The 12,663-nt window shown below is 65.3% G+C and carries 13 protein-coding genes; 6 read left to right on the plus strand and 7 right to left on the minus strand.

The annotated features are described in order from the left end of the window. The 7 genes from BEMPMBAN_RS19990 to BEMPMBAN_RS20020 are packed head-to-tail and all read right to left on the minus strand — an operon-like array spanning nucleotide 1 to nucleotide 6,595. Entirely contained in the window at nucleotides 1-1,272 is a 1,272-nt protein-coding gene (locus tag BEMPMBAN_RS19990) for an aromatic ring-hydroxylating oxygenase subunit alpha (RefSeq protein ID WP_159232995.1), read from the minus strand. A gap of 54 nt (nucleotides 1,273-1,326) precedes the next feature. Then, nucleotides 1,327-2,070, minus strand: a complete 744-nt coding sequence (locus BEMPMBAN_RS19995; protein WP_159232996.1) for an SDR family NAD(P)-dependent oxidoreductase — start codon at nucleotides 2,068-2,070, stop codon at nucleotides 1,327-1,329. Nucleotides 2,071-2,091: 21 nt separating this feature from the next. Then, nucleotides 2,092-3,162, minus strand: a complete 1,071-nt coding sequence (locus BEMPMBAN_RS20000) for a ferredoxin--NADP reductase (protein WP_159232997.1) — start codon at nucleotides 3,160-3,162, stop codon at nucleotides 2,092-2,094. A 45-nt stretch (nucleotides 3,163-3,207) separates the two neighbouring features. Continuing rightward, nucleotides 3,208-3,663, minus strand: coding sequence for a MarR family winged helix-turn-helix transcriptional regulator (locus tag BEMPMBAN_RS20005; protein ID WP_159232998.1), 456 nt, complete (start codon nucleotides 3,661-3,663; stop codon nucleotides 3,208-3,210). Between the two features lie 39 nt (nucleotides 3,664-3,702). Then, on the minus strand, nucleotides 3,703-4,962 hold the full coding sequence (locus BEMPMBAN_RS20010; RefSeq protein ID WP_159232999.1) for a metal-dependent hydrolase family protein: 1,260 nt from the start codon (nucleotides 4,960-4,962) through the stop codon (nucleotides 3,703-3,705). Further along, nucleotides 4,959-5,327 carry a hypothetical protein gene (locus BEMPMBAN_RS20015; RefSeq protein WP_234897593.1) on the minus strand — a complete coding sequence of 123 codons (369 nt, stop codon included), beginning with the start codon at nucleotides 5,325-5,327 and terminating at the stop codon, nucleotides 4,959-4,961. Before BEMPMBAN_RS20015 ends, BEMPMBAN_RS20010 begins: the two co-directional genes overlap by 4 nt. Before the next feature lie 2 nt (nucleotides 5,328-5,329). Then, nucleotides 5,330-6,595, minus strand: a complete 1,266-nt coding sequence (locus tag BEMPMBAN_RS20020) for an aromatic ring-hydroxylating oxygenase subunit alpha (RefSeq protein ID WP_159233001.1) — start codon at nucleotides 6,593-6,595, stop codon at nucleotides 5,330-5,332. Between the two features lie 207 nt (nucleotides 6,596-6,802). On the opposite strand from BEMPMBAN_RS20020, the gene BEMPMBAN_RS20025 reads away from it, so the two are divergent. From BEMPMBAN_RS20025 to BEMPMBAN_RS20050, 6 genes are all read left to right on the plus strand, one after another. After that, nucleotides 6,803-8,245: an aldehyde dehydrogenase gene (locus BEMPMBAN_RS20025; RefSeq protein ID WP_425294996.1), complete on the plus strand. Its 1,443-nt coding sequence runs from the start codon at nucleotides 6,803-6,805 to the stop codon at nucleotides 8,243-8,245. A 5-nt stretch (nucleotides 8,246-8,250) separates the two neighbouring features. Next, nucleotides 8,251-9,072 (plus strand): emopamil-binding protein, encoded by an 822-nt coding sequence (locus tag BEMPMBAN_RS20030; RefSeq protein ID WP_159233002.1) that lies wholly within the window; start codon nucleotides 8,251-8,253, stop codon nucleotides 9,070-9,072. Further along, nucleotides 9,065-9,985 carry an NAD-dependent epimerase/dehydratase family protein gene (locus BEMPMBAN_RS20035; RefSeq protein WP_234897594.1) on the plus strand — a complete coding sequence of 307 codons (921 nt, stop codon included), beginning with the start codon at nucleotides 9,065-9,067 and terminating at the stop codon, nucleotides 9,983-9,985. Before BEMPMBAN_RS20030 ends, BEMPMBAN_RS20035 begins: the two co-directional genes overlap by 8 nt. 11 nt (nucleotides 9,986-9,996) lie before the next feature. Further along, complete coding sequence (locus BEMPMBAN_RS20040; RefSeq protein ID WP_159233003.1) at nucleotides 9,997-10,740, plus strand: hypothetical protein; 744 nt, start codon at nucleotides 9,997-9,999, stop codon at nucleotides 10,738-10,740. Nucleotides 10,741-10,752: 12 nt separating this feature from the next. Beyond that, entirely contained in the window at nucleotides 10,753-11,709 is a 957-nt protein-coding gene (locus BEMPMBAN_RS20045) for a TIGR03564 family F420-dependent LLM class oxidoreductase (protein WP_159233004.1), read from the plus strand. A gap of 280 nt (nucleotides 11,710-11,989) precedes the next feature. Then, entirely contained in the window at nucleotides 11,990-12,652 is a 663-nt protein-coding gene (locus BEMPMBAN_RS20050) for a TetR/AcrR family transcriptional regulator (protein ID WP_159233005.1), read from the plus strand. Nucleotides 12,653-12,663 lie beyond the last annotated feature (11 nt).

Below are 12,663 nucleotides of genomic sequence, written 5' to 3' on the forward strand. Positions count from 1 at the left end.
TCAGACCCCCACCGGGCAGCGCTCGCTCCGGTATTCGTCGACCCAGTCGACGGCGACCTTGTGTAGGTGACGAACGAGGATCTCCTGGTCGCTGAGCGGATAGTCGTCGACTATTGGTTCGTCCAGGCCGTACTCCAGCGCCGCCTGGGTGCCGCCCAGCATGCCGGCATCCTGCAGCGCGAACTCCTTGAGGACCACGGAGGCGACCTCGTGCTCGACGCGCTCGCGGACGGTGCGCGCGGGATGAAAGGCGTTGTACGCCTCGAACTTGTGAGTGTTGTGTGACGTTGGCCAGTAGCGGTACAGCAGATACCAGCCGTGATAGATCAGGATCTCCAGGTTGGGGAAGATCTGGAAGTTGGTGATGCCCCACGGCTCGATGCCGCCGGGGTTCAGTCCGGCCGACTGGTGAGTTTCCGGCGTCCGCCACGGCCCCACCAGGCCGCTGCGCGTCGCGCGCTCGACCGGGTACATGAACTCCGGCGCAAGAAGCCAGCGCCGGGTGCCCGCCGTGGACACCAACCGGTGCGGGCCGTCGATCTGGAAGTGGCCGCATTCGAACGTGGCATCGGGCTGGCGCACCTCGGACGGCACCTGCTGCGAGTGCAGCGACGGCACATGGTAGTACTCCTGGAACGCGTCGGCGAAGATCTTCCAGTTGCTGTTGTTGTGCGCGACGAATTCGTAGCGCTCGGTCATCATCTCGAACGGGTAGTCGTCGAGCGCGGTGATCATCGGGCCGAGGAACTCGCGCAGCGTCCACCGCGGCTCGGTGTCAAAGTTGATGAAGATGAACCCGTTCCACACTTCACAGTGCACCGGACTCAGGCCGTAGTCGGCGCGGTCGAGACCGAAGAACTCCGACTCTTGCTGGATGAACTTCAGCTCACCGTCCAGCCCGTACCGCCAAGCGTGGTACTTGCAGGTGAACTGGCGGCAAACGCCTTTGACCTCTTCGTTGGGGTAGTCGTTCCACACCAGCTTGTTCCCGCGGTGGCGACAGATGTTGTAGAAAGCCCGGATTCGTTCGTCACGGCCCTTCACGATGATCACCGACGTGTTGGCGGCGTCGATCTCCTTGGTGAAGTAGCTGCCGACGCGCGGCAGCTCCTCGACCCGGCCGACATTGAGCCAAGCCCGTTTGAAGACCGCCTCGCGCTCGAGTTCGTAGAACTCCGGTGAGGTCGAGTCGCGGAATGACACCGGCCCGTTGCCGAGGCCGGGGTAGTGCCCGGTCCAGCTTCCCTCCGCCGGTTTAGGCCACTTGACCATGCGAACCTCCCTGTGCTGGTTGAACTTGCGACCGGAATCCGGGCCTTGTGGTCATCACATCACCGATCCACCGTTGACGCCGAGGGTCTGTCCGGTGATGAACCCTGCCTCGTCCGAGCACAGAAATCCGACCGCTGCGGCAATGTCGTCGCTCGTGCCGAGGTGTCCGATCGGAATGCTGGCTGCCATCTGCTCATTGGGAGGCAGATGACCTTCGGCCTGCGACTTGTGCTGCATCGGCGTCTCGATACCAGACGGTGGAATGTTGTTGACGGTGATGCCCACCGACCCGTATTCACGCGCGAACGACTTGGTCAACGAGATCAGCGCACCTTTTGACGCGGCATAGTGCGCCATCCCGGGTGATCCCCGTTGAGCGCTCGACGACGAAATCATCACGATGCGGCCCCAGCGCGCCTCGATCATGTCGGGCAGTGCGCACTGAGCGCAGTAGAACGTCCCGCTGAGATTCACGTCGATCATCCGCGTCCACGCCTGCGGCGTGATCTCCAGGGCGGGCGCGAAGTCCACGATGCCTGCGCTGGTGACCAGGATGTGCACCGGCCCGAGCTCGGTGCGGACCTTGGCGAACGCTTCACCGACGGCAGCGTGATCGCTGACGTCGACCGCCACAGCCAGCGCCGTCACTCCGTCGGCGCGAAGCGCGTCGACAACCCGTTGGGCGGCAACCTCATCGAGATCCAGCACGGCGACCGCGTGGCCGCGCCTGCCTAGCTCGCGGCATGTCGCCTCGCCCATGCCGGAAGCGCCCCCGGTGACGACTGCTACCCGCGCCATGCGCTCACCCCCACCCTGTTGTCACTCATAGATGATGTGAACCTTCCGGCTGGCGGGCAGTGATTGACAGGTGAGCACCCAGCCCTCCTCGACCTCGTCGTCCTCGAGTGCGTCGTTGTTCAGCATCCGGGCGCTGCCCTCGACCACTCGAGCCATACATGTTCCACAGGAACCGGTTTCGCACGAAGACGGTGCTCGCAGGCCCGCCATCCGGGCAGTCTGCAGGAGCGTGTTTCCGGCGCGATAGGCAGCGTTCGTCCGGTTCCGGTCCAGCTCGATGACGACTTCTTCCGTCGGCTCGGCGGAATCCTCCGTGACGCCCAGCGGCACCTGCGCCACCGAGAAGCGCTCGAGATGGACCCGGGTGCCTGGTGCGCCGGACTTCAACACCGCCTTCTCCACGGTTTCCATGAAAGGCGCCGGGCCACAGATGTAATAGTCGGCCGAGTCGACGGGGTCGACAGGGTCGATGAAGTGCTCGATCGCCGACGGCGTCACCACACCGCCGTCCTCGTCGAAGTGATGGACGATGACCAGCCGGTCTGGGTGCGCGTCGGCCAGTCCATCAAGCACTCGCGCGAAGATGGCGGACTCGCGGGCCCGGTTGGCGTAGAAGAGCCGGATGGGTCTGCTCGATGTGGCCAACACCGTGCGGACCAACGAGATGATCGGGGTGATTCCGCTGCCGCCCGCGAAGGCGACCAGTACATCGGCAGCGTCGCTTGCTTCACGCAACACGAAGCGGCCCTCCGGCGGTGCGGCATGGAGTTCGACACCTTCTGCTGCGGTGTCGTTGATCCAGTTGGACACCGCACCTCCGGGGTCGCGCTTGACCGTGATCTGCAGTTCGTCTTGGACCGGCGCTGACGACATCGAGTAACAGCGACGAAGTTCCCGGCCGTCGAGGGTGACCCGCACGGTCAGGAACTGTCCTGCCTGATAACGGAATTCGGACGAGCAGTGCTCAGGCACATCGAGAACCAGCGACACCGCGTCGGCCGTCTCGCGTACCACTCGTGTGATGCGTAAGGACGCGAACCCCGCTGCACCACTGACATCTGTGGCACCTCCGCCATCGGCGACTCCGCTCATCACCTCGGACAATATCAAGTACTTGTCATCATTATCAAGTACTTACTACTGGCGCTCGATCGGGTCGCTGTCCACCTTGTGCCCCGTCCCCTGCTCGATGACCCGGCTGAGCAGCTCCCGTAGGGTTGCCTGCTCGTCGCTGCTGAGCACGCCGAACACCTTGTGGTGCGCGTCGATCGCATCGTTGACGACCGCATTGGCGACCTTGCGCCCCTCGTCGGTGAGATAGGCCTGCAGCATCCGGCCGTGTTGCGGATTCTGCTTGCGCTCCACCAGCCCGCGGCGCTCGAGTTCTTTCACTGCCAACTGCACGCCCTGGGGACTGATGAGGAGCCGGCGCGCAAGGTCAGCCCCGGACAGCCCCGGCTCGCGGACCAGCTGGCGCAGCATGCCGATCTGCGCGGTGCTGACGCCGTGCTCGCTCACCGAGTCGTTCACGGTCGTCAACGCGAAGTACCACGCCTGCTTGAGCAGCCAGAGGATGTTGTCGGATTGTTCCATTCCCATCTCCTGCCGTTCTCCTGCCGTGACCTCCTGACGTTAGCGCTTGATGACCTGACCGTCCTTCATCACGAAGCGGACGTCGAGCGTGGTGGTGATGTCGCGCGACGGATCGCCGGGAACGGCGATGATGTCGGCGAGATAGCCGGGAGCGAGCCGGCCGAGATCATCGTCGGCCTCGATGAGCTCAGCGCTGGTGATCGTCGCGGCGCGCAACGCCTGCATCGGCGTCATCCCGCGAGCGACCAGCGCGCCCAGCTCCCTGGCGTTCTGGCCGTGCGGCACCGCGGGAGCATCTGTACCGCAGGCGATCCGGACACCGGCGGCGATCGCTTTCGGGAGCATCGCCTGCGCCTGCGGAAAAACCACCTCGGCCTTCCTACGCAACTCCGGCGCGATCCGGTCGATCGCCATCGCCTCGGTGAGGTAGGTCGTCGACACCAGGAACGTGCCGTGGTCGACCATCATCTGGATGGTGTCGTCGGAGGCGAGGAAACCGTGCTCGATACAGTCGATGCCCGCTCGGATGCAGGCGCGTATCGCGCTGTCGCCGACCGCGTGGGCGGCGACGCGGACGCCGGCGCGGTGCGCCTCGTCGGCGATGGCCGCGAACTCGTCGTCGGAGTACTGCTGGGCACCGGGAGCGGTGCTGTGTGACATCACCCCGCCCGACGCAGACACCTTGATCAGCTTCGCCCCGTGTCGGATCTGGTAGCGCACACAGGTACGCACGTCGTCGACGCCGTTGGCGATGCCTTCGGCGACCGACAGCGGCATGATTCCCGGCGCCAGTCGCTGAAAGACCGTCGGATCCAGGTGCCCACCGTAGGGTGTCACCGCGTGCCCGGCCGGGAAGATCCTGGGTCCGACGTGCCAGCCCTGGTCGATGGCGCGCTGCAGCGCCACGTCCAGCAGGTAGCCACCGGTCTTGACCATGAGCCCGAGATTGCGGACGGTGGTGAAGCCCGCCTCCAGCGTGGTCCGTGCGTTCACCGCCCCGCGCAGCGTCCGGTAGACGGGGTCATCCTGCACTCCGTGCATGGGGCTGGGCAGGCCCTCGGGCCCACCGGGTCCGCCGATGAGCAGATTGAGTTCCATGTCCATCAGGCCCGGCAGCAACGTCACATCGCCCAATTCGATGACATCTGCCGAGTTCGGCAGCGGATCCACAGGATTGATCGCCTGGATCCGGCTTCCCTCGATCACCACGACGGCGGGCGAATGCACCTCGCCGGCATCGATGTCGGCCCACCGGTCCGCACGCAGCACCGTGACCGCGCCCCCGCGGGGTTCGGTCACGGGCGAGGTTCGGAGTCGCAGTTCAACCAGGTAGCACCAGAGTCAGGGACCTTCGGCTGCTTCCAGCACTCCACCGGGAACGACACAATGATCATGGAATAGAGCAGGTGCATCAGGTTGAGGACGTCCTCGGGCATGTCGTCGAGCGGAAACTTGTCGCAATAGGCGATCGCTTCTTCTGCCCGTGCGGTGATGGCATCGTAGAAAGCCTGCATCTCGGCCATCGAACTGGCCAGCCGCTTCGCGTACCGAAGCGGCTCGGAGCCGAGGCACCAGTCGGAATACTGCTCCAGATCGGCGAATTCAGCAGGAAGCTTCGGCTGCTCTGTCACTGTGCCGGTAGCCGTCGCGTCGATTCTCGGCACCATCACACCCCCGCCGTTCCACGTTGATACTGGTCGATCCAGGCGGCCGTCTCCTTGTGCAGGTGCCGGACCAGCACCTCCTGATCGCACAGCACGAACTCGTCGAGAACGCGCGATTCGATCATCGACTGCGTCGCCTCCAGGGTGTTGGCGTCCTGTAATCCATACTCCTTGAACGAAACCGCGGCCAGTTCCTGGGCGATGCGCTCACGAGGTGTCCGTGGCTGCGGAAAATAGACCGTGCCTTCGAAGATGTGCGTGTTGTGGGACGTCGGCCAGTAGTGATAGGTCATGTACCAGCCCTGGCCCCAGAACAGCAGGACGAAATTGGGGAACAGCTGGAACGAATCCAGGCCCCACGGATCGCATTTCGCCGGGTTGAGGCCCTTCGGCATCTCCCCTAGGTCCGGCTCGTCCCAAGGCCCGAACAGTCCGCTATGGCAGATGTCCTCGATCGGTTTGCGCATCTCTGCCGACATCTCCCAGGCGCGGACGCCGGAGGTGCTGACGAGCCGGTGCGGACCCTCGATTCGGTAGTGCGGCGCCTCGAAGCCGGCTTCTGCGGCGGCCTTCGAGTACGCGGTCGGTGACTGGTTCGCGTGCAGCACGGGTGCGTGGTAGAACTCCTGGAACGCGTCCATGTAGAGCTTCCAGTTGGCCTTGACCTCGGACTGGTAATGCCAGCGCGACGTCATTCGATCGAAGGGATAGCCCTCGAGGTCGGTGATCATGGGACCGAGAAACTCACGAAGAGACTGTTCCGGCCGGTCGGCGAAGTTGACGAAGATGAAGCCTTCCCAGACGTCGCAGTGGATTGGGACCAGCCCGTAGCGGCTCTTGTCGAGGTCGAAGAACTCCGATTCCTGCTGCACGAAGGTCAGGTTGCCGTCCAGGTCGTAGCGCCAGGCGTGGTACTTGCAGGTGAACTGCTTACAGACCCCGCTGGTCTCCTCGAGCGGCATGTCGTTCCACACCAGCTTGTTGCCGCGGTGCCTGCAGATGTTGTGGTACACCTTCACCTCGCCGTCGGTGTTGCGCACCACGATGATCGAGGTGTTGGCGACCTTGAGTTCCTTGGTGAAGTAGCTGCCTTTGCGTGGAAGTTGTTCGATGCGACCCACATTCAGCCAGGCACGCTTGAACACCGCCTTGCGCTCGACCTCGTAGAACTCGGGGTTGATGGAGTCTTCGTACGACACCGGTCCCGTACCGAGCTGTGGATAGTGCTCCGTCCAGCTGCCCTCTGCCGGCTTGGGAAATCGGGCCATGTCATCTCCTGTTGGCTGCCAACGGCGCTGCGTCGCCTCGCGATGGGTCGAGCCGAGCGTCTCGCGGAAACAACCAGGCGCAGCTGCGGTTTCACTGTTTCGCTCGGATTCGGCACTGTCGACGGTATATGCTCCCGTCGGTAGTCGCAAGTAGTTGATATTCCCGAGTGGGTGAGGACGGAGGCCGTCGGCGTGCCCTACGACGAGCTGTTCATCGGTGGCACCTGGCAGCAGCCGAGCACCGACCACCGCATCACGGTGATCTCGCCGCACACCGGGGAACCCGTCGCCCAGGCAGCCGCCGCGGGGCCGGCCGACGTGGATGCCGCTGTCCAGGCCGCACGATTGGCGTTCGACACCGGTCCGTGGCCACGGACCGCTCCCACCGACCGCACCGACGCCGTGCGCCGCCTGGCCAATGCCTACGACCGGCGTCGCTCCGAGATGGCCGACCTCGTCACGGCCGAGATCGGCGCCCCGATCAGCTTCTCCCAGCGCGCCCAGGTCGCACTGCCGTGGTCGATGATCAACGCCTTCTGCGACGTGGGCGAATCGTTTCCGTGGCGCGAGGACAGACCCGGCATGTACGGCTCGGACATCCGCGTCCTGCGGGAGCCTGTCGGCGTGGTGGCGGCGGTGGTGCCGTGGAACATGCCGCAGTTCCTCATCGTCACCAAGCTCATCCCCGCCCTGCTGGCCGGTTGCTGCGTCATCGTCAAACCCGCACCCGAATCCCCGCTCGACGCGCTGCTGCTCGCCGAGATCATCACCGAGGCCGACCTTCCGCCGGGCGTGGTCAGCGTGCTGCCCGGCGACGGACCTCTCGGCGAGACCCTGGTCACCCATCCCGGTGTCGACAAGGTGTCGTTCACCGGGTCCACGACCGCCGGGCGCGCGGTCGCGGCGGCCTGCGCAGCCGGCCTCAAGCGTGTCAGCCTCGAACTCGGCGGCAAGTCCGCCGCGATCGTCCTCGCCGACGCCGACGCCGCCGCCGTCGCGACCGGAATCCGATCGGCGAGCCTGTCCAACAGCGGGCAGATCTGCAACGCGCTCACCCGCATCCTGGTGCCGGAGAACCGGGCCGCCGACTTCACCGACGCGCTGGCCGCCGAGATGACGGCGATGATCGTCGGGGACCCTGCCGACAGTGCCACCCAGGTCGGCCCGCTCGTCACGCAACGCCAGCAACAACGCGTACGCCAATACATCGAGATCGGCCGGCACGAAGGTGCACGCCTGGTCGTCGGCGGCGCCACGATGCCCGACGGCATCGAGCGGGGGTGGTATGTCCGCCCCACCCTGTTCGCCGACGCCGACAACTCCATGAGGATCTCCCGCGAGGAGATCTTCGGGCCGGTTCTCACCGTCATCCCCTACACCGACGAAGCCGAGGCGGTCGCCATCGCCAACGACTCCGACTACGGCCTGGCCGGGTCGGTTTTCACCGACGACCCTGACCACGGCACGCGTATCGCCGAGCGCATTCGTACCGGAACCTTCGGCATCAACCAGGGGTACACCATGGACCCGTTCGCACCCTTCGGCGGCGTCAAAGCGAGCGGCTACGGACGCGAACTGGGCCGCGAAGGTATCGACGGCTACACCGACACCAAATCAATTGCCGGGGCGCCGGTGAGCAAGGAAGCGTAACCGACATGTCAGAGCAGATGTCCACGCAGCTCTCCGCCCATCCGCCGGGGCGCGAGCCGAACTTTGCCCGTCCGTGGGCACCACACCGCCGGCGGATCTACCTGGCCGCAGCGGGTTTCACCGGAGCCGTGTTCGTCCTCGTGGTGGTGGGCGTCGGTCTCGGTGTCCTGCCCCCGACGTTCACCGTCGACGTCGTCGCGAACCTGCTCTTCGGCATCCCGGTGATCCTGCTCCCTTTCGTCCTGCTCTGGAGTGCACCGGGAGAGAACCGCACGCGGCTGGACAAGGCGTCGGAGCTCACGCTGTTCTACCTTCCGTACACGGCGGGAAGCCAGATCGGGTACGAGCTGATCTTTCTCATCGGCCATCCTCTGAACCTGTGGACCCCGACCGACGACCCCGGGTGGAAGTGGTTGTGGTGGCAGTACGGCCTTGCCGATACCCGCTACACCAGTGGCAACAACTGGATCTTCGGGTTGGAACTGGTGGGTGTGACGGTCGGCGTGATGCTCTTCCTGGTCTGGACCCGCCTCATCCGGCCGGACCTGCCGGCGGAGTCCCGCATCAAGAACCTGTGGCTGGCCTTCACCGGCGTCGCGATGCTGGCGAGCAGCACCGGGGTGTACTTCCTGTCGGAGGTCCGATCCGGCTTCGGAGACATCGGACAGGGCGCCTTCGGTCTCTGGTTCAAATTCATCGCCGAGAACGTTCCGTTCATCCTCCTGCCGGCCGTGGTGCTGTATTCGATCTACCTTCAGATCGACTACCTGACACGACGGGCCGGCGTTCCGGCCGAATTCACCTCGCCGGCCAGGCGCTATGACTGAAGGGATGCTCGACGCAGAGAAGATCCTCATCACCGGCGCGACCGGCAAGATCGCCTTCCCGATCGCGCGCGCCCTCGCCAAGAACAACGAGGTGTGGGGGGCGGCGCGGCTGAGAAATCCCGGCGACCGCGAGAAGCTCGCCGAAGCCGGCATCACCCCGATTGCCCTCGACGTCAGCGCAGGTGACTTCTCCGAGTTGCCTTCGGACTTCAGCTACGTCTTCCACGCGGCGGTGGACACCGGCCAAGGCGAGTGGAGCCGGTGTGTCGACACCAACGCGCAGAAATCTGGTGACCTGCTCTACCACTGCCGCTCCGCCAAGGGTTTCGTCTTCTGCTCCACCGGTTCGGTCTACGGCTATCAGGGACAGCGCCCGCTGCGCGAAGACGATCCACCCGGCGTGCCATTGCGCGCCAATTACAGCTTTTCCAAGATCGCCGCCGAAGCAGTCTGCACCTGGGTCGCCAAGCAGTACGACATTCCGCTGACCATCATCCGCATCTGCTCCACGTACGGACCCGAAGGCGGCGCGCCCGCCGACCGCTTGGAGATGATGTTGGCGGGTAAGCCGATTCGGCTGTACCCCGACAAGCCGAACAACTACAACCCGATCTACGAGGACGACTACGTCGAACTCGGCATCCGGGCCATGGAGGTCACGGCGACCCCGCCGGTCGTCGTGAACTGGGCCGGAAGTGAGACGGTCAGCGTCGAGGAGTACTGCGCCTACCTGGGTGAACTGGTCGGCGTCGAGCCGATCTTCGAGTACACCCCGGAGGCGCACACCCCACTGTGGCCCGACGTCACGTACATGCACGAGGTGCTGGGGCCGACGAAAGTGCCGTGGCGCGAGGGATTCCGGCGGATGGTCGAGGCGCGCCGCCCGGAACTTCTACGGCAACCGAGGGACTGAACGGAACACTGATGAAGCTACCCGGCACACCGTCCGACGAGCGAGATGACGTCCTGGCCGAGGGCCGCGGCGACGTCACCACACTGTTCGTGTCCATGGCGCGGCGGCACCCCGAGGGTGCCGACGTCGACTACCTGCGCTGGCACACCCTCGACCACCGCCCCGAGCAGCACCGGCTGTCCGCGGTCCGGGCGTCGCTGCGGCTGGTGTCGACACCGGAATGCCGCGCGCTGCGGGCCTGCAGTCGCGACCGCCACGACGAGATCGACCACGTGATGACCTACTTCTTCACCGACCCGGGCGGGATGGAGCCGTTTCTGGCCCTGTCGAAGGCACTCGGTAACGCGGGACGCAAGCTGCCGCTACTGCCGCCGGTCGAGCGTGGCGTATACGAGGTTGGCGAGAAAGTCGCGGCGCCGCGCGTCAAGGTCGGTGCCGACGTGCTGCCCTGGTGGCCGGTGCGCGGCGTCTACCTGCTCCTCGAGTCGGCCAACTCAGCGCCGACCGACCTGCACCAGGTGGACGGCGTCGCGGGGGTGTGGTCGGCGACATCACTGCCCGTCGAGGCACGGTTGGCCAGTGCCCGAGTCGGACAGATGATCTCGTACTGCTTCCTCGACGACGACCCAGTCGCCGTCGCCGAGCGACTGAATCCGGTGCTGGACAAGCGGTGGAGCGACGACGACGTCGAACCGATATTCGCCGCGCCGTTCTATCCGATCGTCCCACACGAATGGGATCGTTATGTGCCGTGAGCGGAGGACGTGATGCGCATCGGCGTGATGGTTGGATCGGACAGGGAACGTCCGCGTGCCGACCGACTGGCCGGGCTGCTGGACGACGGAAGATTCGCTGAGGAACAGGGTTTCGCATCGTTCTGGATGCCACAGGTGCCCGGCTACCTCGACGCGTTGACGGCGGTCGCACTGCTCGGCCAGGCCACCACCACGATTGAACTGGGAACCGCGGTGGTCCCCATCCAGACCCGCCACCCGCTCACCCTGGCACAGCAGGCGTTGACCACCGCTGCGGCGTGTGCCGGCCGACTCACCCTGGGTCTCGGGCTCTCACACGACTGGATCATCAACGGGCAGTTCGGGCTTCCGTATGATCGGCCGGTACGCACACTGCTCGACCACCTGGAGGTGATGTCGGCAGCGTTCGCCGGGCCGGGGACCGTCGACGTCGACAACAACGGCTTCCGCGTCCACAGCCCCGTTGACGTGACCGACATCGGTGCTCCACCCGTCCTTCTCGCCGCCCTGGGGCCCACCATGCTGCGGATCGCAGGGGAACGAGCCGACGGCACCATCCTGTGGATGGCCGACGAACGCGCGGTCGGTGAACACGTCGCTCCGCGCATCACCGCGGCCGCCGAGTCGGCGGGGCGGCCCGCGCCCCGCATCGTCGCCGGTGTTCCCGTCGTCCTGTGTGCCGAAGCCGAGGTCGACCAAGCCCGCACCACCGCCAGCGAACTGCTGGGACATGCCCACCACTCCCCCAACTATGTTCGACTGCTCGAACACGGCGACGCCGAGGACGTGGGCGACACGATGGCGGCCGGGAGCGAATCCACCGTTGCCGACCGGCTGCGTCGCTACCGCGACGCCGGTGTCACCGATCTGGCCGCGCGTGTCGTCACCCTCGGCGACGGGTCCGCAGCGCGACATGAATCCCGCAGGCGCACTACCGAGTTTCTCGCGTCGCTGGTGTCCGCGCTGTAACCACACTGCGCTGTAACCACACTGCGCAGTAACCACACTGCGCAGTAACCACACTGGGAAATCACCCCGTGGAATCGGATCCCAGCCCGTAGGCGCCCATGAACTCGATCGGCACCCCGCCCATCGAACAGAAGAACAGGTCGACGCCGGGCACACCGGCGTCGAAGACGGTTACGTCGTTGGCATGCGACTTCGCATCCCGTGGTGCGGTAGCTCGGCGACAAGAGCTGGCCTTAGTTAGACTCTAGTCAGCTCCTCGGGTACGAAGTATGGTGCGTAGATGGCCGGTATCTCGGGAAGTGCTCAAGCTGACCACGGTCAGCGTCGGGCATCCTTTCAGCGGGCCCGATCGCACGCGACCAAGCGCAGCCTCGTGCAAGCGGCGATGGCGCTGTGGCGCACCAATGGTTACGCCAGCACCACGATCGCCGACATCTGCACGGCGGCCGGTGTCTCCAAAGCGCTGTTCTACTTCTACTTCCCACGCAAAGAGGACGTGCTCTTCGAGGTCGGGGTGATGTCCACCCAATCGGCACAGCGCGCGATCCACAAACTGCTGCAAGGCCCTTACGAGATCGAAGCCGTCATCGCCGTAGCCCTCACCACATTTGAGCGCTCGATGGCACGCAACCCGCGGGAACTGGTCATCGAGACGATCCTCGAGGGCTACCGGCACGAGCATCGCATTCTCGCCGAAGGCACTCCCTCCGACGTCGACGCCGACATGTTCAGCGAGCTGTTCACAAGGGCGGCGGCCGACGGCAAACTCCCTGCCGACTTGAACGATGAAGACATCACTCACTTGGCCTACCTGGCTCAGACGATGGTCAGCGAGGGCGCCCGGCACCGGGCGGCCGGCGCGTTCGGCACACGTTCCTTCGCCGAGGTGGTGACTGCCGACATCACCACGCTGATCGAGGGATACCGAAGCAACAAATCCTGACCGGCGAGGAG

This window comes from Mycolicibacterium austroafricanum, from assembly GCF_902705885.1.
GTDB lineage: Bacteria > Actinomycetota > Actinomycetes > Mycobacteriales > Mycobacteriaceae > Mycobacterium > Mycobacterium vanbaalenii_A.

Bases quoted from the DNA above. Each gene is read 5' to 3' on its own strand.
- BEMPMBAN_RS19990 (WP_159232995.1), bottom strand. From the start codon at position 1,272: ATGGTCAAGTGGCCTAAACCGGCGGAGGGAAGCTGGACCGGGCACTAC.
- BEMPMBAN_RS19995 (WP_159232996.1), bottom strand. From the start codon at position 2,070: ATGGCGCGGGTAGCAGTCGTCACCGGGGGCGCTTCCGGCATGGGCGAG.
- BEMPMBAN_RS20000 (WP_159232997.1), bottom strand. From the start codon at position 3,162: ATGAGCGGAGTCGCCGATGGCGGAGGTGCCACAGATGTCAGTGGTGCA.
- BEMPMBAN_RS20005 (WP_159232998.1), bottom strand. From the start codon at position 3,663: ATGGAACAATCCGACAACATCCTCTGGCTGCTCAAGCAGGCGTGGTAC.
- BEMPMBAN_RS20020 (WP_159233001.1), bottom strand. From the start codon at position 6,595: ATGGCCCGATTTCCCAAGCCGGCAGAGGGCAGCTGGACGGAGCACTAT.
- BEMPMBAN_RS20030 (WP_159233002.1), top strand. From the start codon at position 8,251: ATGTCAGAGCAGATGTCCACGCAGCTCTCCGCCCATCCGCCGGGGCGC.
- BEMPMBAN_RS20035 (WP_234897594.1), top strand. From the start codon at position 9,065: ATGACTGAAGGGATGCTCGACGCAGAGAAGATCCTCATCACCGGCGCG.
- BEMPMBAN_RS20040 (WP_159233003.1), top strand. From the start codon at position 9,997: ATGAAGCTACCCGGCACACCGTCCGACGAGCGAGATGACGTCCTGGCC.
- BEMPMBAN_RS20045 (WP_159233004.1), top strand. From the start codon at position 10,753: ATGCGCATCGGCGTGATGGTTGGATCGGACAGGGAACGTCCGCGTGCC.
- BEMPMBAN_RS20050 (WP_159233005.1), top strand. From the start codon at position 11,990: ATGGCCGGTATCTCGGGAAGTGCTCAAGCTGACCACGGTCAGCGTCGG.